This window comes from Kordia aestuariivivens (genome assembly GCF_014397005.1).
Classification (GTDB): Bacteria; Bacteroidota; Bacteroidia; order Flavobacteriales; family Flavobacteriaceae; genus Kordia; species Kordia aestuariivivens.
The window spans coordinates 45,776-67,455 of sequence record NZ_JACGWS010000015.1; the positions used below are offsets into that span (position 1 = coordinate 45,776).

Consider the following 21,680-nt stretch of genomic DNA (forward strand, 5'->3'; position numbering starts at 1 on the left):
CATGCTCGAATTAGCGGGAATTATCATTTTAGGAATATTGGCACAATGGGTTGCATGGAAACTTAAAATTCCAGCAATTTTACCCTTAATACTTATTGGATTGCTTGTTGGACCAATTGCTGCGGAATATCTTTCAGAAGATGGAACAAAGTGGATTGAACCGATTTGGAATGGCGAAAAAGGACTCTTTCCTGGCGAAAGCCTCTTCTATTTTGTATCACTTGCCATTAGTATTATTTTGTTTGAAGGCGGATTGACGCTAAAACGTTCCGAAATCAAAAATGTTGGTCCGGTAATTACGAAATTAATTACCCTAGGTTCTACCATTACATTTTTTGGAGCAGCAATTGTAGCACATTTAACTTTCGGATTAAGTTGGGAATTGTCGTTCTTATTCTCAGGATTGATTATTGTAACTGGTCCAACGGTAATTACGCCGATTTTGCGAAACATTCCACTAAAAAAAGATATTTCAACGGTATTAAAATGGGAAGGAATTCTAATAGATCCAATTGGTGCCTTAGTTGCCGTTTTAGTATTTGAATTTATTAGTGTAGAAGGCGATAGTGGTTTTACAAAAACCGCATTGATCGAATTTGGAAAGATTATCTTATTCGGAACCACTTTCGGATTTACGTTTGCACATGCATTAGCTTTCGCGATTAATAAAAAGTTCATTCCGCATTATTTACTTAATGTAGTTTCGTTATCGACCGTATTATTGGTGTTTGTAGAATCGGAAATCTTCGCACATGAATCAGGTTTATTAGCCGTCGTTGTGATGGGAATGGTATTAGGAAATGGAAAACTAGAAAACATCAAAGAACTCTTATACTTTAAAGAATCGCTCAGTATTTTGTTGATTTCCATACTGTTTATTTTGCTTGCCGCGAATATAAACATAGAAGATTTGATGTTGTTGTATACTTGGGAAACTGCGGTACTTTTCTTAGTAGTTGTATTTATCATACGACCTATTGGTGTTTTCTTAAGCACAGCAAAATCCAAACTAAAAATCAACGAAAAACTCTTTATAAGTTGGGTTGGACCACGTGGAATTGTAGCAGCAGGAATTGCTTCATTATTTGGAAGTAAATTAATGAGTCAAGGAGTTGAAGGCGCAGAATACATCACGCCATTGGTATTTATGATTGTCTTGGGAACTGTTTTACTAAACGCAACAACAGCACGTTTATTTGCGAAAGTAGTGGGTGTTTTCTTGACAAAATCAGATGGAATTTTAATTGTTGGTGCCTCTAAAGTATCACGTTTATTAGGACATTATTTAGAAACGAATGGACGACATGTGGTGTTAATTGATAGCAATCAGAATAATATCGCGAAAGCAAAAGAAATAGGTTTAGAAGCGATCAATACAGACATTTATTCCAATACACTCAATGACAATATAGAATTGAATGATGTTGGGTATTTAATGGCAATGACAGGAAATACCGCGATTAATAAATATGCAATTGAGAAATTTAGTGAGCAGTTTGGCGAAAATGGCTCGTTCCGATTGGTGACACGCGAAGAAATGCTGGACGAAACGAACAATCCTAAAGAAGGCTTATTTTCCAACACAGATGATTATGGAACATTGACGGAAGTAACTCGTAAATATCCTTCCATTCAAGAAATTGATATCAATGATGAAGCACATTACAAAGGCTTGATTGATATTACAAATAACAATAAAGACATTATTCCATTATTTATTAAAAAAGAAGACGGAGAGTTTTATATTATCTCTTCTCACAATACAGAAATTGACGAAATCGGCGAAAACTGGAAACTTGTCTACTTAGGGAAACCGTTTGATATAGAGAATACGGAGACGAATTAATTCACTTCGTTCATAGATTTTAGACCGCTTAGCTGTTAGAATTGAGACCGCTTGGTTCGCTTTACTCACAGCTTTTAGACTTGTTCGCTGGTGCAAGTTTGCAACTTTTAATTTTCTTAGCTAGTTTATCGGCACGAGTTAGAAACTCTCGCTAGCTGTGTTTTAAAAAACAAAAAAGCGGCTGTAAGATGATTACAGCCGCTTTTATATATGATTTATTTTCTTTCTTAATCGTTCAGTTTCAATACTGCCATAAACGCTTCTTGAGGAATTTCTACATTACCGACTTGGCGCATACGTTTCTTTCCTTTTTTCTGTTTTTCAAGCAGCTTACGCTTACGTGAAATATCTCCACCATAGCATTTTGCAGTTACATCTTTACGGAGTGCTTTTGTAGTTTCACGCGAAATAATTTTTGCTCCAATAGCTGCCTGAATAGGAATATCGAACTGTTGTCTTGGAATCAGTTCTTTCAGCTTCTCACACATCTTTTTACCAATAGTAGTTGCATTATCAACATGAATTAACGAAGAAAGTGCATCTACAATTTGTCCGTTCAGTAAAATATCAACACGCACTAGTTTTGAAGTTCGCATTCCTATTGGTGAATAGTCAAACGAAGCATATCCTTTGGAAACTGTTTTCAATCGATCATAAAAATCAAATACAATTTCTGCCAACGGCATGTCAAAGGTTAACTCAACACGTTCTGTGGTTAAATACGTTTGATTTGTGATTAAACCACGTTTTTCAATACACAACGACATTACGTTTCCAACAAAGTCAGCTTTTGTAATAATAGTTGCTTTAATATAAGGTTCTTCTACACGATCTAAACTTGACGGATCGGGTAAATCAGAAGGATTATTTACAATAATGGCTTCGTTTACATCTTTTCTTTTAAATGCATGGTACGACACGTTAGGAACCGTTGTAATAACCGTCATATTAAATTCACGTTCCAAACGTTCTTGAATGATTTCCATGTGCAACATTCCTAAGAATCCACAACGAAACCCAAAGCCTAAAGCGGCTGAACTTTCAGGAACAAATACTAAAGAAGCATCGTTCAATTGTAACTTTTCCATTGAATTACGAAGCTCTTCGTAATCTTCCGTGTCAACAGGGTAAATCCCTGCGAAAACCATTGGTTTTACATCTTCAAATCCACCAATAGGATTGGTGGTTGGTGTTTTAGCATCCGTAATTGTATCTCCAACTTTTACTTCACGTGCGTCTTTAATTCCGGTAATTAAATATCCAACATCACCTGTTTTAATTTCTTTTCGAGGAAACTGTTTTAGCTTTAATGTACCAACTTCATCTGCATTATATTCGTTCCCAGTGGCGACAAACTTGATGCGTTGTCCTTTTTTAATAGAACCATTCATGACTCTAAAATACGTTTCAACTCCTCTAAACGGATTGTAAACAGAGTCAAAAATTAAGGCTTGTAACGGTTCGTCATAAATACCTGTTGGATGCGGAATACGCTTAATGACAGCTTCTAAAATATTATCGACACCAAAACCTGTTTTTCCACTTGCGTGAATTACCTCTTCTGGGTCACAACCTAATAAATCTACGATATCGTCGGTTACTTCTTCAGGATTAGCGCTTGGTAAATCGACTTTATTTAATACTGGAATAATTTCCAGATCGTTTTCGAGTGCTAAATATAAATTAGAAATTGTTTGTGCTTGAATACTTTGTGCAGCATCTACAATAAGCAGAGCGCCTTCACAAGCAGCAATAGATCTTGAAACTTCATACGAGAAATCTACGTGTCCTGGCGTATCAATTAAATTCAAGATATAATCCTGACCTTCAAAAGTATATTCCATTTGAATGGCATGCGATTTAATCGTGATTCCACGCTCACGTTCTAAATCCATACTATCCAATAATTGATTTTGCTTTTCTCGCTCAGTTACCGAACCAGTAAAGTCTAACAATCTGTCAGCTAATGTGCTCTTTCCGTGATCGATATGTGCAATAATGCAAAAGTTTCTAATGTGCTTCATCTAATTCTTTAGGTAATAATTTGCAAATATAGCTTTTTACAAGGTAAATACACGTGTTTTATAAGGAGATACAATGATTTTTTAATTATACATGTAGCTTTTTTTCTACGTTAAATAAAAATGAATATATTTGCGCTTAGTTAACCTAACCATAGCCATGAAACTAAAAATCACAAGCTTATTTGTGCTTTTTACATTTTTTACTGTACTCGGACAAGAAACTTATCAAGTCTCAGGTACATTAATCGCTTCCGATTCTGAAAAATCAGTTTCGTTTGCGAATGCAGTATTATTGCGTGATGGCGACGTATTCAAAGGAAGTTCATCGGATGCTTCTGGAGCATTTATAATTTCCAATATACCTTCTGGAAAATACAATTTAAACATTAGCTTTTTAGGATATAAAACATATAGCAAGGAAATTGAAGTGACCAAAACGATTGATTTGGGAACTATTGTGCTTCAAAAAGAGATAGAATCACTTGATGGAGTAACAATTGCTACAAAAAAACCTGTGTTAAAGCGCGAAATAGATCGCTTAGTTTTCAATGTAGCAGGCACTGCATTAACTGAAGAGAATACTTGGGAAGTATTGCGCAGAACGCCTGGCGTGATTGTGATAAACAATACATTATCTGTTAAAAATAGTACGCCAACGGTTTATATTAATGATCGAAAAGTACATCTTTCTGCAAGTGAAATATACCAACTACTAGAAGGAACACCAGCAGAAACGGTAAAGTCGGTTGAGGTAATTACCAATCCGCCAGCACGATATGATGCGCAAGGCGGTACCATTTTGAACATTGTGATGGAAAAAAACCTAATTTTAGGCTATCATGGAAGTATCTATGGCAACTTTACTCAAGGTGTTTTTCCACGTTATAATGGTGGAATGAATCATTTTTACAAGCGCAATAAGCTACATGTTTTTGCAAGTTATAATTACACACATTCAAAGATCAACAGAGATAATGATGAACGTATTAATTATTTAGATAATAATGCAACAACATCACTTTGGAACTCAGACATCAACAGAAATACACGATCCAATCAACATACAATTAATCTAAATGTTGATTATGAAATTGATTCAAAAAACACATTAAGCTTTTCTGGAAACCTGCTCTATCTTCCGTATTGGAAGCGAAGAACCTTGACAAATTCTGTAGTAGACGATCAAACAGCGGTAAATGAAGATTTTTCTTTGTTGGCACAAAATTCTTTAAGTAAAGACATGCATAATTTAGGGTTAAACGTAGATTATGTACATCAATTTAAAAGAGAAGGCGAGAAGCTTTCGACAAACGTACATTACACGGATTACGACAAAGGAAGTGATCAAAGCGTATTTACAAATTACGATGTTGTTTTAAGTCCAGATTTTACTACGGCTTTTACCACACATGCAAATCAAACAACAAACATTCTTAGCGGACAAGTTGATTACGAATTGCCAATCAGTGAAACTGCGTCGTTTGAAACAGGAATTAAAGCGGCTAGTATTGAAACCAATAGTAACTTATGGCAATTCAATATTGAAAATGGTGTTTCGATTTTAGATGTTGATAATTCAGATACGTTTAAATACGACGAATCTATTTACGCAGCTTATGTGAGTTACGCGAAGAATTGGGAAAAGTGGAGTATTAAACTTGGTTTTAGAGGTGAACAAACGGAAATCAAAGGAAACTCACTCAGTACCAATCAAGTAAACACACAAAATTACTTTGAATTATTTCCAAGTGCTTATATTAGTCATAAAGTGTCGAATAAACTCAGCGTATATGCAGACTTTAGCAGACGAATTGTGCGGCCAAGCTTTGATGATTTAAATCCTTTTCGATACAATTTTACAGATTTTTCATTTGTTACTGGAAATCCACGATTACAACCAGCCATTGCAAACAATTATAAAATAGGGGTTGAGATCAATGATAAGTTCTTTATTGAGGCATATTACACGTATGATAAAGGATCAATTTATGAGCTGACGCTTCAAGATAATGATAATGATATTTTGCAATATGTAGCTTCTAATATAGAAAATAATGTAAACTACGGACTAGATTTTGTAACGTATTTTTCAATTCTTGATAACTGGGATGTGTCTATTGTAACGTCTATGTTTAATTTATCAGACACTTTTACATTGGATAATGTGCAAACAACGCAGCAGAAATGGTCAAATTATACCTCTATTGATAACAATTTTACGTTTTTGAAAGATCAGAGTTTAACGGCAAACCTTTCCTTTTTATATATTTCGTCAAACATTCAAGGATTATCTGAAGTTTCAGATAGAAACCTAGTGAGTCTTTCGTTTCGTAAAACATTGTTGAATGAAAAAGCGACCTTATCCTTGACGTTGAATGATATTTTTAATGGACAGAAATTTACCAATACTACACAATTCGTAAATCAAAACAGTCAGTACACTGCTGATTTTGATACACAAACCATTCGCTTAGGTTTCCGTTACAACTTCGGAAACACCAAACTTAGCACCAATCAGCGTACTAAATCTTCTGAAGAACAAGAACGTTTAAAAGAATAATCAAGCAGTTTTTACCAACGTACCGTTTTCTTTTTCCACAGTGTAGCAGACATTTTTCGTTAAAAATTTTTGAAACCTTGGAGAAAATTTAGAAAAATGGTTGCGGTTTTAGTTTTCGATAGAAAAACTAAAAACACCTCTGGAAAAAGCGCACTTTCTTTTGTTGAAGCCTGTGCTGAACTTAATTCAGTATTCTTTGTGCGAGCAAAGAAAATGAAAATATAAACCCGAAAAAGGGTATTATAATTAATCAAAGCATTATCCAACTTACACATATAGAAAACTTGTTATGACTACGTTCTAATTTTTCACGTATCTTTGCAAAATCTTTATAGAATAACGAATTGTGGTTAAAATAGGAGACATAGAATTACCAGACTTTCCATTGCTATTAGCACCGATGGAAGATGTAAGCGATCCGCCGTTCAGAGCATTATGCAAGGAACAAGGTGCAGACGTAGTATATACCGAATTTATTTCCTCAGAAGGATTAATTCGTGATGCAGCAAAAAGCACCATGAAACTTGATATTTATGAGAAAGAACGCCCTGTGGGAATTCAAATTTTCGGAGCCAACTTAGATTCTATGTTGCAATCGGTTGAGATTGTCGAAAAATCGAACCCTGATATTATTGACATCAACTTTGGTTGTCCTGTAAAAAAGGTGGTGAGCAAAGGTGCTGGCGCAGGAATTCTAAAAGATATTGATTTAATGGTTTCCTTAACGGAAGCAATGGTAAAACATACCAAATTGCCAATTACGGTAAAAACGCGTTTAGGTTGGGATCATGATACTATTAAAATTGTAGAAGTTGCCGAACGTTTACAAGATGTTGGTTGTGCAGCCATTTCAATTCATGGACGTACACGTGCGCAAATGTATAAAGGTGAAGCCGATTGGCATCCAATTGCAGATGTGAAAAATAATCCACGTATGCACATTCCAGTCTTTGGAAATGGCGATGTAAATTCTCCTGAAAAAGCAATGCTTATGCGAGACAAATTTGGCTTAGATGGTGCTATGATTGGTCGTGCAAGTATTGGATATCCTTGGTTTTTTAGAGAAATAAAACACTTTTTTGAAACGGGAGAACACATGGCAAAACCAACAATGGATGAACGTGTAGATGCTGCCAGACGTCATTTGCAAATGGCAATCGATTGGAAAGGCGAACGTTTAGGCGTATTTGAAACCAGAAGACATTACACCAACTATTTCAAAGGAATTCCACACTTTAAAGAATACAGACAACGGATGGTCACTACGGATGATTCAGAAGGTATTTTCAAAGTATTTGATGAGGTGTATGAAGCATTTGGTGATCACCAATTTGTTTAAAACTACTTTTTTTATTCCTGCAAAGGCAGGAATCTATGCTTATAAAGAGAATTTAAAATAAAGGTAAATCTAATAATCCAAGAGATTTCCGCCCAAGCGGAAACGAGTCCAAGACCAAAGCGATACTAAAGGCGAAGTCGTTTCCAAAAGCAAAGCGCGTCTAGAATCAAGAATTCGCAATAAACGTTCTATTAATACGATTACTCGCGATAAACGAAGCCAATACGCCCAAAATAGAGATCGTTAAGAAAACCGTCACGCAGTTCATAAATTTCAACTCTACAGGATATGGTAAACTTGGCGTAATGTAAAATAGCTTAAATTCTAACTGTAAATAAATCACAATCACACCTAAGGTAATTCCCAATAATCCGCCCAAAACGGTAATAATAATTCCTTGAAAGAAGAAAATACGTTTAATCTGTTTCACGGTAGTTCCCATGCTAAACAGCGTTTTCATGTTGTTGCGTTTGTCTAAAATCATCATCACAATGGCGCCAACTACATTAAACAAGGCAAGAATTAACACTAATGTAAAAATGAGGTAAATAGCAATGTTTTCTGTGTTGAGCATTTTGTACAATGCATCATTCAGTTCAATTCGATTCTTGATGATTACCTCATTATTAAAAATAGTAGCAATCTTATCTCTTACAGCAAATTCGTTTGCTTCAGGTGTCAAATTGAACTCAATATTGGTAATTTCATTTATTTCAAAATCAAGTAATTCTTGTGCTAATTCTATATTTGTAAATACGTATTTATCATCTAAATCTTCATTAATTCGGTAAATTCCTGTGGTGGTTACTTTTACCTTTTCATACGGACTTTTAGAACTACTTGTAATGCTTTTAGTGCCAGGTTTGGGCACAATAATTTCTAGCAAACTACCATAATCATACGCAATTACACCCAAAAGATTGGAAACTCCAATGCCAATTACCGCTTCATCATACGCATTCGGATTGATCCAGTTTCCCACATACATAATGCTGTCCATGGCGTTAACTTCTCTAAAATAAACATCTACACCTTTAATATTGGCAATATGATGTTTATTCTTTAAACTCAACACTACACGTTCTTCCACCACTTGTGAAAACGATACAATTTCAGGAATTGCCTCCAAATCTTTTAATTGTTGTGCGCTTACGCGAAAGGACTTTCCGGCAGCTGCTTCCATCTTAAGATCTGGATCAAAATCATTGCTAAATGACAAACTGAAGGTTTTTAATCCTGCAAATCCAGAAAGGACAATGAACAAAGCCAAAGCACCAATTACAACCACCACACTTGTGACGATGTTGATGATGTTAATCGCGTTTTGAGAACTTTTAGAAAGCAAATACCGCTTGGCTATGTAAAAAGGAAATTTCAATTAGGTTTTCTTTCTTTTATCTAATAAATCACGATCTTGAATAGGGTCATCTTCGCCTTTAAGCGACTTTTCAATGTTATCTATATATTCCAAAGAATCGTCTACGTAAAACTTTAAATTAGGAACTTTACGCAATTGATGTCGTACGCGTTGTGCCAATTCATGTTTTATCAACTTTGAATTTGATTGAATTCCTTCTAACAGTTCTTTTCCTTTGTTGTGTGGAAAAATGCTTAGATATACTTTCCCAACGGATAGGTCAACGGTTACGTGTACTTTCGTTACCGAAATAATAATATTTGTTAGGCCACCACTTCGCGCAGCGCCTTGTAGGATGTCAACCAAATCTTTTTGAATAACACCTGCTATTTTTTTCTGTCTATTACTTTCTATTTCACTCATAGTGCTGCAAAAATAAAATATTAAGACCACAAAACGTTGACATTACTCCTGAATTACAATAACTTTACTCAATAATTGAGATTTAAAGTCTCTAAAGCTTGTCTTAAAATGTTATTTATACATTTTTTTCACACTTTTGGAGCTTACATAAAGGTAGTTGATAATTTAATCAGAGAAAAACGTGAATAAAATAGAACATATTGGAATTGCTGTCAAGGATATTGAAGCTTCCAACGAATTATTTGCAAAGCTGTTCAACAAAAAACATTATAAAATGGAAGAAGTTGCCAGCGAAGGTGTAAAAACCTCTTTTTTCCAATTAGGTGAAAGTAAAATAGAATTGTTAGAAGCAACACGAGAAGACAGTCCTATTGCGAAGTTTATTGCTAAAAAAGGCGAAGGCGTACACCATATTGCATTTGATGTCACAGATATTCATGCAGAAGTTGAGCGACTAAAAAATGAAGGTTTTATCGTGCTAAACGAAACACCTAAAAAAGGCGCAGACAATAAGTTAGTAGTTTTTTTACATCCAAAATCGACAAATGGAACGCTTATAGAGTTGTGTCAGGAAATAATTTAATGCGTTTATATTTTTTCGGAATTAAAAAAAATAGTAATATTGCACCCTTATTTGGTCCCATAGCTCAGTTGGTTAGAGCATCTGACTCATAATCAGAGGGTCACTGGTTCGAGCCCAGTTGGGACCACTTTATAAGAACGAAAGCCTTTCGAGAAATCGGGAGGTTTTTTTATTTATAAGAGTTTCTTGGCGAGAAGCTTCTTATTTTATTAACCTTTGAATATGTTTAATTGGTAATGCCCAACAATAACCTCCAGACTTCGCAAAAACTAGCGCAACCATGTGGTTTCCGGCTTGTGAAAATACGATACTTCCTGAATCTCCAAAATCATTAAAAGGCTCATTGATTCCTTTAATTGAAATAATTCCTGAAAAATAATAAAACTTTCCATTCAACTTTACTTTGGCAGCTCCGTTATAAGAAGTCACAATTCCGCTTGTTCTTCCGGTAGTATTCCCTTGTTTATAAACACGTAAATTAAGTCTAGCACCAATCAATTTATGAGGTTTTACCGGATTCCATTTGCCTTTATGTCGTGGATATATTTTAAAAACGGCAGCATCGATATAATTTTTCTTTGGAGGAAGTTTTAAATTAAACCATTTGTATAACTGTCCAGCTTTAATATTTGGATGGTAAATACATTCATCACCACTTCGTGAATTTTTTGAACCTGCCAACACATGTGCATTTGAAACTCCGTATTGTTGATTGCTCCCTTTTTTAGTAAAAAAACCGCCCATAGTTCCCCATTGTCGTAAGCGTTTGCTTCTAATGCCGCCGCCAGTTAGTAGTGTTGAGGTGCTTTTTGGAATCCCTTTTTGTTTTACAATTTTATAATCTGTATTTCCAAAATGTGCTTCGGCAGTTTTATTGGTATGGATTTCATCCGAATCTTCATTTGTTAGAATTATGATTCGATTTTTTTGCTCTTTTTTATCAATAAAAACACCTAAAATAGTATCGTTTGATTCTTCATTGAATAACACTTCATTTTCAAACTTTTTAACTAAGGATTGTAATTTTTTTAAGTCATTAGTCTTCATATGCTTTGTATTTTGAAGTTGACGAAAGCGGTAATTTTTTACGGCTTCCAAAAATTGTGAATACGTTGAGGTCTACTGCTAAGAAAACTCCGTATTGCAATACGTTAGCACTTGTAGTAATACCATTATTTGTAACCTCTCGTAGTGAAGGTGAGTAGCTAGCTCCTATTCCTAACGTAATAGGATTATTTTTAAAATGTGTTGTTATGTAGGCACCTGGCGATAATACTTGCTCAAAACCAAACTCAGGACTTGTAGCAACATCATCATTATCGTTTGATAAGCTATAGTTTAAAACAGCACCTAAATCTAACACTTGAACAAAAAGTCCCACACTACCAATAAGTTTAGAATCTATGCCTACTGCGAACTCTACACCAATTGGTAAATTTGCACCAATATACGTTCCGTCAGTTTCTTCAATTCCATTACTTTTCAAACGTTCAGTTCCAAATTCAATGCCAGGGTAGAAAGTAACAGTTGTTGAAAAATAACTTTGCTGTTTTACCATATAACCGCCAGTTTTCATTGCTACTGCGTCTAAAGCTTCTTTAATATCATCACTATCTTCAGCTAAAATGATACTTGCCATGAGCTTTGTATATTTATTAAATGCTGCACTTGAAGAATTGAAATTATTAAGTCCTTCTGAAGCTACTTCTTTAACAATTGTTCGTTTTTCTTCCTCTGAATATGTAATATAATCTTTTAAAACTTTTTTAATGTTTGTTGTTGTATACTCAAAATTATCGTCTAAAACCGCATTTTTGAATATATCAAATCGCGTTTGGACTAAAGCTTGAGTCATTTCGTAATTTTCGAGCTTTTGATTGATTATTTTCTGAGTTTCATCTAACAACTTACTAATTTGATTTCTCGATAAAACACTTGCCTCTAATTGTTGTAACTTACCTAATGCTGTTAAGCCTTGAAAAGCATCACTATCGATGTTAAAAGGAATTCTATTTTTTTGCGTAAAGTTTTTCAACCAACTGATAAAGTTGACTGTATTTAAAGCAACTTGACCATATTTTTTTGTTTTTACACCTTCGTGAAGTAAAGAGATATATTTAAACCCTTGAATGTATGTAGCTTTGTATTTTGATAGATTTTCTTTTTCTCCTTCAACGTTTGTCAAAAGTGAAATTCCGTCCATGCCGTTTTCCACCAAATCAAAAATCAATACTGTATACGAATTGAAAAGATCAATAGAAAAAGTTTGATCTTCTAGCGCGTTTATTTTACTTAATAAAGTATTGATACTGTTCACAATTTCAGAAGCTTTTACAATTTGTAGCTTCAAGTTTTGAATATTGGTATGCACATGTGAAAAGAATTTACTTTCATCACCATCTTTTACGTTGAAGGTAAACTCTAGCTTATCGCGTTCGCCTGTATATAATAATTTCCAAAGCATTTCCAATTCAAGCTGATTTAGCTTTAATATTTCTGCTGGAAGTACATATTTCAACTTGCCATCTTCTTCTTGTTGAATTGCTTTTAAAAACACTGTTAAACCTACAATGCTTCTATCAGTAATGGTTTGACTATCATTACCTTGTTTGGTTAAAAAGGTTTCTTCTCCTAACAATAATAATATTTCGTCGGGTTTTTTATTCTTATTAATTTCTCCAAAAACACGCGTAATAGCAGTAAGTCCTGAGATAAGTTCATTCTTTGCATCTTCCTTAACATTTATCTTTAATTTATCGATGACGAGTTTTGCAATTGCAGGCGCATTTTTTGGAATTCCATTCAAATCTTGTTTAAATGTTGCTTTCCAAGTATCGCCATCTGTATATATAGAAGTAAGATCAGAAGTTTCTAACATGGTTAATGAATTTGGGAAAGCTTCTTGTAATAATTCGTCATTTTGCAATTTTTCTAACCATTCACGCAAAAAAGCTTGCATTAATTCTTCTTGCGCTCTACTCAATGCCCAATCTGTAATTCCTTGTAAAATTTCTGCTTGCGATACGCCCAATAACGAACCGATTGCACCTACGGAAGTTCCATCGCCATAAGCGCTATTTCCTTCCAACACATTGATTGCTGCTTTTAAATATTTTAGCTGTTTTGATGAAACTTCTACATTTGCAACAAATGTATTTAGCCTTGTATCGTCACTAATATCTGAAAGTAAAAATTTGTAACGCTCTATTTCAGCATCTAGTTCTGCTATTGCAATATCAGTTACAATATTATTTTCAGGTTGAGCAATTTCTGCTTCTTGGTCATCAGGATCAGGAAAATCAGATCCGCCAGAAGTGCCATCTCCTTGTGGTTGCGCTACATCAGCGTTCATTTCTAATACTATTATTTTTTTAAATTCATCAGTGAAAATACTGTCAATATCACCTCCTTTGAGTTCAATTAGTTCTTGTAATCGAGCCAAGTTTTTGGCATCTTCCACATACGATTGAGCAAAGATTGGAGTAGTAAGTAAAAGCAAAAAGAAAAAGCAAAACGTTTTTAAACTGGTTTTCCCTATGGTCGTTAACTTGGTAATTGGTAGATTAGTTTTCATTATATAATATTTATGGTTGTAGTCAAAAAATAAGAGCTAAAAAAGCATTGATCAAGATATCTAAAAGATGATTTTTATTAGATATAGCGAAGCGCTTTGTTTAAAATGTTTTGGGGAAATAACACATTAAATATAGTAAGAAACTATAATCAAAAAGCTAAAAAAGGCAAATTTTTAATATAATTATATAGCAAAAGAGTCTTCCTAGTTTTAGAAAGACTCTTTTAAGAATTTTATTTCAAAATAATAATAATAAGCGCAACAGGTAAATTAAAACATACTAAGGTTCTAATTACAAACTCAATTTTACTTCAAAACCAATAGCGTCAGAAATGGCTTTATCTTTCAATTTACTATTATAATTAACTCCCCAAAGTGTTCTGTCAATCTTAAACTTCGTTGTCATTTCGGCTTTTTCAAAATCAATTTCAGCTTGAAACTTTACAGGTTGCGTAATACCTTTAATAGTCATATCCGCTTTTGCTTCAAAGCTTGTTGCATCATGATATCGAATCGCTGTAATCACTAATGTTGCCGTTGGATACTTTTTTACGTCAAAAAAATCAGGATCTTTCAAATGCTCTGTCAAACTTTGATTGCCTTCTTCGTTCATATCTTGCGCTCGTAAAGTGTTGAGGTCAATGGTGAAACTTCCACCAGTAATCATATCGTCTTTTTTTATAAAATAACCTTCTTGAAACTGAACAATTCCAAAATGACCACTAAAGTAAAAACTATAATCACAGGACCATTTTATTTCACTTTTAGATGTGTTGATCGGAAGTTGCTCTTGTGCATTCAAAAATGCTATTGAAAATAATGCAATGCAGGATACTAATTTTTTCATCTGTCTAATTTTTTAAATTTAATTTGTTCTCAAAACTAGATCGGAGACAGCCTAAAAAATGTCAAAAAAATGTAAAAGAAGTGTCAACAGTTGTAAAAAGTCATGAAATTGTATGTTATTTACACCAATTATGAGCAAAAAACGCATTTATTTATATAGTGGATTGATTCTTATTGCATTGATGACTTGGGTATTTTCACAACCAAGCAAGGAGCAAACAGACTTTTCTGAGAAGGTAAAAATAGCATTACGCGATGTTGGAAATAAATTATTACTGACCAATAAAGACACGACTTCGCTGATTTTACCCGTGAAAGAAATATCAAGATCAAAATATGAACTTTCGTTTCAAAGTCAGCTTACATTTGAGCCAACGGCATTAGTTTCCATTGTTGTAGAAAGTTTTAAAAAGGCAGCATTACCAACAGATTATCGTGTTGAGGTCATTCAATGTGCAGATGGAGAAGTTGGGTATAGTTATCAAATCACCGATAGCGAAGAAAGTACCATCATTCCATGCGCAGGACGCTTATTACCCAAAAATTGTTATACCATTCAAGTCCGATTTACGGAAATAAAAGCTTCCTTTTATAAAGTATCAACCTTTATATATATTTTCCTTTTGATGGTTCTCATTTTGATGGAAGTGTTCTTTTTTAAGAAAAAACAAGTCGTAAAAACCATTGAAAACCATGAAAATTATGCTTCTTTAGGGAGTTTTCAGTTTTATCCAACACAAAATAAATTAGTAAAACAAGCGACGGAAATCAGTCTTTCCAAAAAAGAATGTGAGTTGCTACAAATTTTCATCGCGAATCCAAATCAAATCGTAACACGTGACGAACTCACCAAAAAAGTTTGGGAAGACAATGGCGTTATTGTCGGAAGAAGTTTAGACACATACATTTCCAAACTCCGTAAAATTTTAAAAGATGACAAAACCATTAAACTCACCAATATTCATGGAGTTGGGTATAAATTGGAAATTGAAGTTTAGATTGTTGGACTTTTTGGACTTCTTTGATTTTTAGACTTTTTTCTTTTTCCGCAGTGTAGCAGACATTTTTCGTTAAGATTTTTTGAATCCACAACATTCCTAAATCTAAGTTTTCCATAAAATTCTTTTAGCTTTAATTTTTAACTAAATTTATCCATAGAAATTGAGTCAAATTATAAATTCAAAATCCATTATGAAATGGAAAATAATTAAAGAATATAAAAGAGAGTACGCTGACACATCCTATTATCTAAAAGCGGAAAGAGATGTGAAAGAAGGAATCCTTGTCATAGAAATTAACTGGGTTGAAAATTTCATGTATGATTTATCAGTTAATCTATACACAAAAAATACGGGTCTGAAATCCATTTTCAAAAAAATATCGAAGCGTTATATTTACGGACATTTAGTTTCTTGTAATGACCGTATTGAAAAATATGGACATCAAATAATGAGAATTACAGATGAATCGCCTATGAGTAAATTCAAAAGATTAGACTCACTTCAAAAGGATATTGTCCTGAATTGGAACTTATTTGATAAACGTAATATAGAAATTAAAACAAAATTACCTGAGAAAAGCATAATTAGAGAAAAAGCATATAACAAGGTGTGAAATATTCTTGAAAACTTACAAAGCATAATTTAATCTTATTCATCACAAAACCTTCTCAATAACAAAAACCTGTTCTCTAAACGAAACGGTATCACCCACTTTTTTGCCTAATAACAATTTCCCAATCGGTGTATTGGACGCAATTGCGTAGAATGTTGAGTTGTTTGCCGAAATTTCGCCAACACTGACGGAAATAAAATAATTAGCCTGAGAAGTATATATAATGGCTCCTAAAGAACCTTGTTTTGCTGTAATTGTAGGATTTACTTTTTGAAGAATTGCGGTTACTTTCTCAATTTCCAACAGTTGATTTCCTAGTTTTTCGCGTTCCAATTGCAACATCGCGCGACCAGTTTCGTGCTTATCGCCAGCCGAACTTTTGGTTTCGGACAACATCGCTTCCTGAATGCTCGCAAAATTTCTTTGAATATTGGCGTTTCGTTCGTTCACGATGTCCAAACACAATTGATGTAGTTTTTCTTTCAAATTCATACCAATGCTGCTAATTCTTTTCCTACCAAACTTCCAATGGCAACGCCCATTCCGCCTAAGCGAACGCCACAAAACACATGATTGGAAAGTGGTTTTACAATGGCTTTTTTCTGCGATCCAACACCCATAATTCCGCTCCAGCGATGTTCAATTTCAAAATTTGTATTCGGTAAAATAGTTGTTTTTAATAATTCTTCCAGCTTTTGCTGAATCAACTTGGTTTGCATCAATTCGGTGGTTTCTTCACCTTTAAAATCTAGATTTCGACCGCCGCCAAATAAAATACGATTGTCAATATTTCTAAAATAATAATAACCTTTATCTAAGTGAAAAGTTCCTTTGATCTGTAAATCAGGAATTGGCTTGGTAATCAATACTTGCGCGCGTGCAGGTTTCACTTTCTCATCGAGTAATTGTGAAGCAAATCCGTTGGTGGCAATCAAGAGTTTTTTTGTGTGAAAGTCAAAATGATTCGTTTGAATGTGCACAGAATTTTCGCTTTCGCTGAAACTTTCTACCGTAACCGAATTTAAAATTTGAATATCATTCGATAGTACTTTTTGTAAAAGCGCATGCATCATTTTTCCGGTATCGATTTGTCCTTCAAACTGATTAAAAATATAATTGGATTGAATCTGTTGAAACTGAAATTTATTCTCAACTTGACTAAACACAGCATCCTTAAAAATTGGCTTCAATAATTGATTGATGGTATCTTTCTCCGCCAAACACGATTCGTACAAGGCAGCATCTTCTTTGGTAAACAATTCATAACCGCCCAATTGCTGAAAATCGATCGTGGTATCACCTAAAGTTTCACGAAGCAATTGTAAGCCTTCATAACGTCTTTTAATGAGTTGAGTTACTTCTTGCTCAGAATGTGTGTTCAAATCGTCTAAGATCTCGGAGAGACTTCCAAAACAGGCAAATCCAGCGTTTTTTGTACTCGCACCTTGTGGCAGCATTCCTTTTTCGAGTAGGATGATTTTTGCGGCCGGATATTGCTTTCGAAGTTGCAACGCACAATTGAGTCCCACAATGCCGCTTCCGACAATAGTGAAATCGACATTTGATAACCACGTTTTATATTCCCAATAACTTAGGTTCATGTATATTTTCAATTTATTTAGCGTTTCAATATAACGAAACGAATGTAATCTTTTTACGGATGTATTAAAAATGCCCTTAATGATTTTGATTCTCGTTGAGATTCTTATAGTTTTAGCAATGCGTAAATCTTAAACTAATAGTTTTGTTTATAAAAAGAAATAAGAGGAATTCCAAGTATGCATTAATTGTAGGTAATTAAAAAAATATTTTATGTTTAAATGGTTTAAGAGAAAAAAACTAAAATTTGAATCTGAATTTCTGAAAACAAAATCTGACGAATATTCATTCCGTTGGTTGGAACTTGGAGATGATGACAATCCATTCAACAAAAAAGTCTTAGATATTAGTTCTTACACTAGCACTACAATGGCATTTACTACGGAAAAAGAAATTGCCGAAAAATATACTGAATTAAGAAGTTCTTTAGGAAAAGAATTAATTGGTTTTGATACTTCAAATTTTAAGAAAACACATGCTAATCTAGAATATTCACATAGTGGAGAACAACTAGAAGGAGTAGCTTTTAAAGCGGATTCAATGGATTGTAAATGGGATATATATGCTTATGACAATTACTTATTCTTTTCTCGAAGTTGGGATGGTAAATTAATCTATAAAGCCAGCTATACAATTACAAGTGACAAGATACTCATCTCTGAAATCTTGTTTAATGATTCCTATTCTGATGATGAAGCGAAAAACGATGTTCATTTTCTAATAAAATCTCATGCAACTGGTCAAGTATTTCCACATACAATCCCAAAAGAACTTACCTCTGATTCGGAAATTGCTCAGTGGTCTTTTGTTAAATTCGGAAATCGAGCTTATTGTGCTTGTTACGATAATATTATAGATACAGTGGTTGTTATCAAAGAATAACTAAAAACTCAACAAAACTTTTTTATTCCTCTCTCGAATACTCCAACAAATCTCCTGGTTGACATTCTAGTACTTCGCAAATAGCTTCCAATGTACTAAAACGCACCGCTTTTGCCTTCCCAGTTTTTAGGATGGATAGATTTGATAGCGTCAATCCTACTTTTTCTGAAAGTTCATTCAATGACATTTTTCGTTTTGCCATCATTACGTCTAAGTTTACTATTATCGGCATAACTTATATGGTTAGTTCGTTTTCATGTTGAATTTCAATCCCTCTTTTTACAATCTTTACAATGACAAAAAGGATTACTGCCATAAAAATCCACACATCAGCTCCTGATATATGCAATGATTCGAGGTTGGCTGTTTCTAATCCTTGTTTCGTAAGCCACGCAGCATATTTAAACCCAGAATAACAGAAGAAACCAATTGCGAAAGATAGATAAGATAATTTTAAAGTGAAACGCGTTAAATCTGAACTGAAAGGCTGAGACATATTGAGTTTTTTGTCCGAGAATAACGCTACTATATGGTAAAACATAATGACTTTTAACACTGCGACAATCGTCATGGTGAAGGTAATGGCAAAGAAATGTCCGTAATCAAAGGTGTAAAGGCTTGCTAAATAATCGGAACCTTCCCAAAAATTAGTGACACCATCTGGGTTTATAGCAAGTGTAATAAACGTGTTGAAAGCCGTTCCGCCAGCTTCAATACATAGACCAATAAAAATGATCCACGAAAGTATTTGCAGTACTTTCAAAATCTGATTTGTTGTGATTTTAATCTCCATAAGTATTCAGTAATTAATAATTATGAAGCAAATATCAATAATTATTTATTGATAAACAATATATTTTTATTCTTTCTTAACAAAAAATAAAAATGCAGTATGTAAAATCATATACAAAAACGTTGGACATATTATAAATGTAGCAGCAATAAGTTAGCTGATAAATTTACAATTATTCGATGCGTTTTTGCCGAGAATTTTACTAGTTGAATATAGATTCCTGCGTTCGCAGTAATAATAAAGCACAAAAAAAGCTCCTTAGATTTTAAGGAGCTTTTTGGTATATATAGAATACTATTTAGTCTTCTGTTTCTTCTTGCATTACGAAATCTTCCATAAACTTCGTTGTGTAGTTTCCTGCGACATAATCTGGATGATCCATTAATTGTCTGTGGAAAGGAATCGTGGTTTTAATTCCTTCGATAACGAATTCATCTAACGCACGTTTCATTTTGTTAATTGCTTCTTCACGAGTTTGCGCCGTTGTAATCAACTTTGCAATCATAGAATCGTAGTTGGGTGGAATTGAATACCCAGCATATACATGTGTATCTAAACGAACTCCGTGTCCGCCTGGTGCATGTAACGTAGTAATTTTTCCTGGAGAAGGTCTAAAGTTATTGTATGGATCTTCCGCGTTGATTCTACATTCGATAGAGTGTAAGTTTGGCGTATAATTTTTTCCTGAGATTGGCACACCATTCGCCACTAAGATTTGCTCACGAATTAAATCGAAATCAATTACTTGTTCCGTAATTGGGTGTTCTACTTGGATACGAGTATTCATTTCCATGAAGTAGAAGTTTCGGTGCTTATCTACTAAGAATTCTACCGTTCCAGCGCCTTCATACTTAATGAATTCGGCAGCTTTTACAGCAGCTTCTCCCATACGTGTACGTAATTCGTCTGTCATGAATGGGGAAGGAACTTCTTCTGTTAATTTTTGGTGACGACGTTGTACAGAACAATCGCGTTCAGACAAGTGACATGCTTTTCCTGAAGAATCTCCGACAATTTGAATTTCAATGTGTCTTGGTTCTTCAATCAGTTTTTCCATGTACATATCATCATTTCCAAAAGCAGCTTTTGATTCTTGTCGAGCAGAATCCCAAGCTTCTTTTAAATCTTCTGGTTTCCATACGGCACGCATTCCTTTTCCACCACCACCAGCAGTTGCTTTAAGCATCACAGGATATCCTGTTTCTACGGCTAGTTTTTCACATTCTTCAAAATCTTCAATAATACCTTCACTTCCTGGAACACAAGGAACACCTGCAGCTCTCATAGTAGCTTTTGCAGAAGCTTTGTCTCCCATTCTATCAATCATATCAGCAGAAGCACCAATAAACTTGATGTTGTGCTCTTCACAAATTTTTGAGAATTTGGCGTTTTCAGATAAGAATCCATATCCTGGATGAATGGCATCTGCATTTGTAATTTCTGCAGCAGCGATAATATTTGCCATTTTTAAATACGATTCGCTACTTGGCGCGGGTCCAATACAAACCGCTTCATCGGCAAATCGTACGTGTAAGCTATCAATATCGGCTGTAGAGTATACAGCAACTGTTTTGATACCCATTTCTTTGCAGGTTCTAATAACTCTAAGCGCTATTTCACCTCTGTTTGCAACTAATATTTTTTTAAACATCTCTTGAAATTTTAAATGTTGAATTTTAAATCATTCACTTTTGAATTGCTCAGAATTGCTTCTTTCGCTTCAAGTGTTATTTAAAATTTCTTATGATGGATCTACCAAAAATAATGGTTGATCAAATTCTACTGGTGAAGAATCGTCTACTAAGACCTTCACTATTTTTCCTGAAATTTCAGATTCAATTTCGTTGAAAAGTTTCATTGCTTCAATTACACACAAAACATCTCCTTCAGAAATAGTGCTTCCTACTTCAACAAAAGTTGGCTTGTCGGGAGAAGGTTTTCTATAAAAAGTACCAATAATTGGTGATTTTATAGTAACATATTTAGCATCTTCGCTTACATCTGCCGCTGGAGCTTCACTTGCTGCTGGTGCTGCTTGATGCGCTGCGGGAGCAGCTTGTTGTTGAGGCATTCCTGCCATAGGAATTTGCTGTACTAATGTTGTCATTTCGCCTTTAGCTTCTCCAGTCTTAATGGTGATTTTTACATCTTCCATTTCAAGTTTTACTTCACTTGCGCCAGATTTAGCTACGAATTTAATTAAATTTTGAATTTCTTTTAAATCCATGAATATAGGTTTT

General features: G+C 34.2%; 20 protein-coding genes and 1 tRNA gene. 9 read left to right on the top strand and 12 right to left on the bottom strand.

Annotated features, from left to right (window positions below; genetic code table 11):
• Position 1: 1 nt before the first annotated feature.
• On the top strand, positions 2–1,846 hold the full coding sequence (locus tag H2O64_RS19925) for a cation:proton antiporter (protein WP_187563992.1): 1,845 nt from the start codon (positions 2–4) through the stop codon (positions 1,844–1,846).
• A gap of 227 nt (positions 1,847–2,073) precedes the next feature.
• Here the strand turns inward: H2O64_RS19925 and lepA are convergent, their stop codons facing one another.
• Positions 2,074–3,870 carry a translation elongation factor 4 gene (lepA, locus tag H2O64_RS19930; RefSeq protein ID WP_187563993.1) on the bottom strand — a complete coding sequence of 599 codons (1,797 nt, stop codon included), beginning with the start codon at positions 3,868–3,870 and terminating at the stop codon, positions 2,074–2,076.
• Between the two features lie 157 nt (positions 3,871–4,027).
• Between lepA and H2O64_RS19935 the strand changes: the two genes are divergently transcribed.
• The 3 genes from H2O64_RS19935 (at position 4,028) to dusB (ending at position 7,769) form a co-directional block, all read left to right on the top strand.
• Complete coding sequence (locus H2O64_RS19935; protein ID WP_187563994.1) at positions 4,028–6,430, top strand: TonB-dependent receptor domain-containing protein; 2,403 nt, start codon at positions 4,028–4,030, stop codon at positions 6,428–6,430.
• A gap of 69 nt (positions 6,431–6,499) precedes the next feature.
• Positions 6,500–6,655 carry a hypothetical protein gene (locus H2O64_RS19940; protein WP_187563995.1) on the top strand — a complete coding sequence of 52 codons (156 nt, stop codon included), beginning with the start codon at positions 6,500–6,502 and terminating at the stop codon, positions 6,653–6,655.
• A gap of 121 nt (positions 6,656–6,776) precedes the next feature.
• Positions 6,777–7,769 (top strand): tRNA dihydrouridine synthase DusB, encoded by a 993-nt coding sequence (gene dusB / locus H2O64_RS19945; RefSeq protein ID WP_187563996.1) that lies wholly within the window; start codon positions 6,777–6,779, stop codon positions 7,767–7,769.
• Between the two features lie 166 nt (positions 7,770–7,935).
• On the opposite strand, the gene H2O64_RS19950 is transcribed toward dusB, so the two are convergent.
• Together H2O64_RS19950 and rbfA are read right to left on the bottom strand one after the other, a co-directional pair.
• Positions 7,936–9,147 (bottom strand): ABC transporter permease, encoded by a 1,212-nt coding sequence (locus tag H2O64_RS19950; protein WP_187563997.1) that lies wholly within the window; start codon positions 9,145–9,147, stop codon positions 7,936–7,938.
• Positions 9,148–9,540 (bottom strand): 30S ribosome-binding factor RbfA, encoded by a 393-nt coding sequence (gene rbfA / locus H2O64_RS19955; protein WP_187564077.1) that lies wholly within the window; start codon positions 9,538–9,540, stop codon positions 9,148–9,150. It lies immediately after the preceding gene.
• A 190-nt stretch (positions 9,541–9,730) separates the two neighbouring features.
• Between rbfA and mce the strand changes: the two genes are divergently transcribed.
• Together mce and H2O64_RS19965 are read left to right on the top strand one after the other, a co-directional pair.
• Positions 9,731–10,132 (top strand): methylmalonyl-CoA epimerase, encoded by a 402-nt coding sequence (gene mce, locus H2O64_RS19960; RefSeq protein ID WP_187563998.1) that lies wholly within the window; start codon positions 9,731–9,733, stop codon positions 10,130–10,132.
• Positions 10,133–10,185: 53 nt separating this feature from the next.
• A tRNA-Ile gene (locus H2O64_RS19965) sits at positions 10,186–10,259 on the top strand.
• A 74-nt stretch (positions 10,260–10,333) separates the two neighbouring features.
• Here H2O64_RS19965 and H2O64_RS19970 read toward each other — a convergent pair.
• From H2O64_RS19970 to H2O64_RS19980, 3 genes are all read right to left on the bottom strand, one after another.
• Positions 10,334–11,179 carry a hypothetical protein gene (locus H2O64_RS19970; protein ID WP_187563999.1) on the bottom strand — a complete coding sequence of 282 codons (846 nt, stop codon included), beginning with the start codon at positions 11,177–11,179 and terminating at the stop codon, positions 10,334–10,336.
• Positions 11,169–13,706 carry a hypothetical protein gene (locus tag H2O64_RS19975; protein WP_187564000.1) on the bottom strand — a complete coding sequence of 846 codons (2,538 nt, stop codon included), beginning with the start codon at positions 13,704–13,706 and terminating at the stop codon, positions 11,169–11,171. The genes H2O64_RS19970 and H2O64_RS19975 overlap by 11 nt, the downstream gene beginning before the upstream one ends.
• 292 nt (positions 13,707–13,998) lie before the next feature.
• A complete protein-coding gene (locus tag H2O64_RS19980) occupies positions 13,999–14,553 on the bottom strand; it encodes a YceI family protein (protein WP_187564001.1) in 555 nt (184 codons plus the stop codon).
• Between the two features lie 112 nt (positions 14,554–14,665).
• Here H2O64_RS19980 and H2O64_RS19985 point away from each other — a divergent pair, with 112 nt between their 5' ends.
• Together H2O64_RS19985 and H2O64_RS19990 are read left to right on the top strand one after the other, a co-directional pair.
• Complete coding sequence (locus H2O64_RS19985; protein ID WP_187564002.1) at positions 14,666–15,550, top strand: winged helix-turn-helix domain-containing protein; 885 nt, start codon at positions 14,666–14,668, stop codon at positions 15,548–15,550.
• 193 nt (positions 15,551–15,743) lie between these two features.
• Entirely contained in the window at positions 15,744–16,166 is a 423-nt protein-coding gene (locus H2O64_RS19990; protein ID WP_187564003.1) for a hypothetical protein, read from the top strand.
• Positions 16,167–16,208: 42 nt separating this feature from the next.
• On the opposite strand, the gene H2O64_RS19995 is transcribed toward H2O64_RS19990, so the two are convergent.
• On the bottom strand, positions 16,209–16,658 hold the full coding sequence (locus H2O64_RS19995; protein ID WP_187564004.1) for a 3-oxoacyl-ACP synthase: 450 nt from the start codon (positions 16,656–16,658) through the stop codon (positions 16,209–16,211).
• Complete coding sequence (locus tag H2O64_RS20000) at positions 16,655–17,767, bottom strand: NAD(P)/FAD-dependent oxidoreductase (RefSeq protein WP_187564005.1); 1,113 nt, start codon at positions 17,765–17,767, stop codon at positions 16,655–16,657. The genes H2O64_RS19995 and H2O64_RS20000 overlap by 4 nt, the downstream gene beginning before the upstream one ends.
• A 211-nt stretch (positions 17,768–17,978) precedes the next feature.
• Between H2O64_RS20000 and H2O64_RS20005 the strand changes: the two genes are divergently transcribed.
• Positions 17,979–18,647 (top strand): hypothetical protein, encoded by a 669-nt coding sequence (locus H2O64_RS20005; protein ID WP_187564006.1) that lies wholly within the window; start codon positions 17,979–17,981, stop codon positions 18,645–18,647.
• A gap of 22 nt (positions 18,648–18,669) precedes the next feature.
• Here H2O64_RS20005 and H2O64_RS20010 read toward each other — a convergent pair whose 3' ends face one another.
• From H2O64_RS20010 to accB, 4 genes are all read right to left on the bottom strand, one after another.
• On the bottom strand, positions 18,670–18,879 hold the full coding sequence (locus H2O64_RS20010) for a helix-turn-helix domain-containing protein (RefSeq protein WP_187564007.1): 210 nt from the start codon (positions 18,877–18,879) through the stop codon (positions 18,670–18,672).
• A gap of 3 nt (positions 18,880–18,882) precedes the next feature.
• Positions 18,883–19,440, bottom strand: a complete 558-nt coding sequence (locus H2O64_RS20015; protein WP_187564008.1) for a DUF2975 domain-containing protein — start codon at positions 19,438–19,440, stop codon at positions 18,883–18,885.
• Between the two features lie 298 nt (positions 19,441–19,738).
• A complete protein-coding gene (accC, locus tag H2O64_RS20020; protein WP_187564009.1) occupies positions 19,739–21,091 on the bottom strand; it encodes an acetyl-CoA carboxylase biotin carboxylase subunit in 1,353 nt (450 codons plus the stop codon).
• A gap of 90 nt (positions 21,092–21,181) precedes the next feature.
• A complete protein-coding gene (gene accB / locus H2O64_RS20025; protein ID WP_187564010.1) occupies positions 21,182–21,667 on the bottom strand; it encodes an acetyl-CoA carboxylase biotin carboxyl carrier protein in 486 nt (161 codons plus the stop codon).
• Positions 21,668–21,680 lie beyond the last annotated feature (13 nt).

Excerpts from the sequence above, each read along its gene's own strand:
- H2O64_RS19970 (WP_187563999.1), bottom strand. The coding sequence starts at position 11,179 with ATGAAGACTAATGACTTAAAAAAATTACAATCCTTAGTTAAAAAGTTT.
- H2O64_RS20005 (WP_187564006.1), top strand. The coding sequence starts at position 17,979 with ATGTTTAAATGGTTTAAGAGAAAAAAACTAAAATTTGAATCTGAATTT.
- H2O64_RS20015 (WP_187564008.1), bottom strand. The coding sequence starts at position 19,440 with ATGGAGATTAAAATCACAACAAATCAGATTTTGAAAGTACTGCAAATA.
- H2O64_RS20000 (WP_187564005.1), bottom strand. The coding sequence starts at position 17,767 with ATGAACCTAAGTTATTGGGAATATAAAACGTGGTTATCAAATGTCGAT.
- H2O64_RS19925 (WP_187563992.1), top strand. The coding sequence starts at position 2 with ATGCTCGAATTAGCGGGAATTATCATTTTAGGAATATTGGCACAATGG.
- accC (WP_187564009.1), bottom strand. The coding sequence starts at position 21,091 with ATGTTTAAAAAAATATTAGTTGCAAACAGAGGTGAAATAGCGCTTAGA.
- H2O64_RS19980 (WP_187564001.1), bottom strand. The coding sequence starts at position 14,553 with ATGAAAAAATTAGTATCCTGCATTGCATTATTTTCAATAGCATTTTTG.
- H2O64_RS19985 (WP_187564002.1), top strand. The coding sequence starts at position 14,666 with ATGTTATTTACACCAATTATGAGCAAAAAACGCATTTATTTATATAGT.
- lepA (WP_187563993.1), bottom strand. The coding sequence starts at position 3,870 with ATGAAGCACATTAGAAACTTTTGCATTATTGCACATATCGATCACGGA.
- H2O64_RS19990 (WP_187564003.1), top strand. The coding sequence starts at position 15,744 with ATGAAATGGAAAATAATTAAAGAATATAAAAGAGAGTACGCTGACACA.
- H2O64_RS19995 (WP_187564004.1), bottom strand. The coding sequence starts at position 16,658 with ATGAATTTGAAAGAAAAACTACATCAATTGTGTTTGGACATCGTGAAC.
- accB (WP_187564010.1), bottom strand. The coding sequence starts at position 21,667 with ATGGATTTAAAAGAAATTCAAAATTTAATTAAATTCGTAGCTAAATCT.
- H2O64_RS19975 (WP_187564000.1), bottom strand. The coding sequence starts at position 13,706 with ATGAAAACTAATCTACCAATTACCAAGTTAACGACCATAGGGAAAACC.
- H2O64_RS20010 (WP_187564007.1), bottom strand. The coding sequence starts at position 18,879 with ATGCCGATAATAGTAAACTTAGACGTAATGATGGCAAAACGAAAAATG.
- H2O64_RS19935 (WP_187563994.1), top strand. The coding sequence starts at position 4,028 with ATGAAACTAAAAATCACAAGCTTATTTGTGCTTTTTACATTTTTTACT.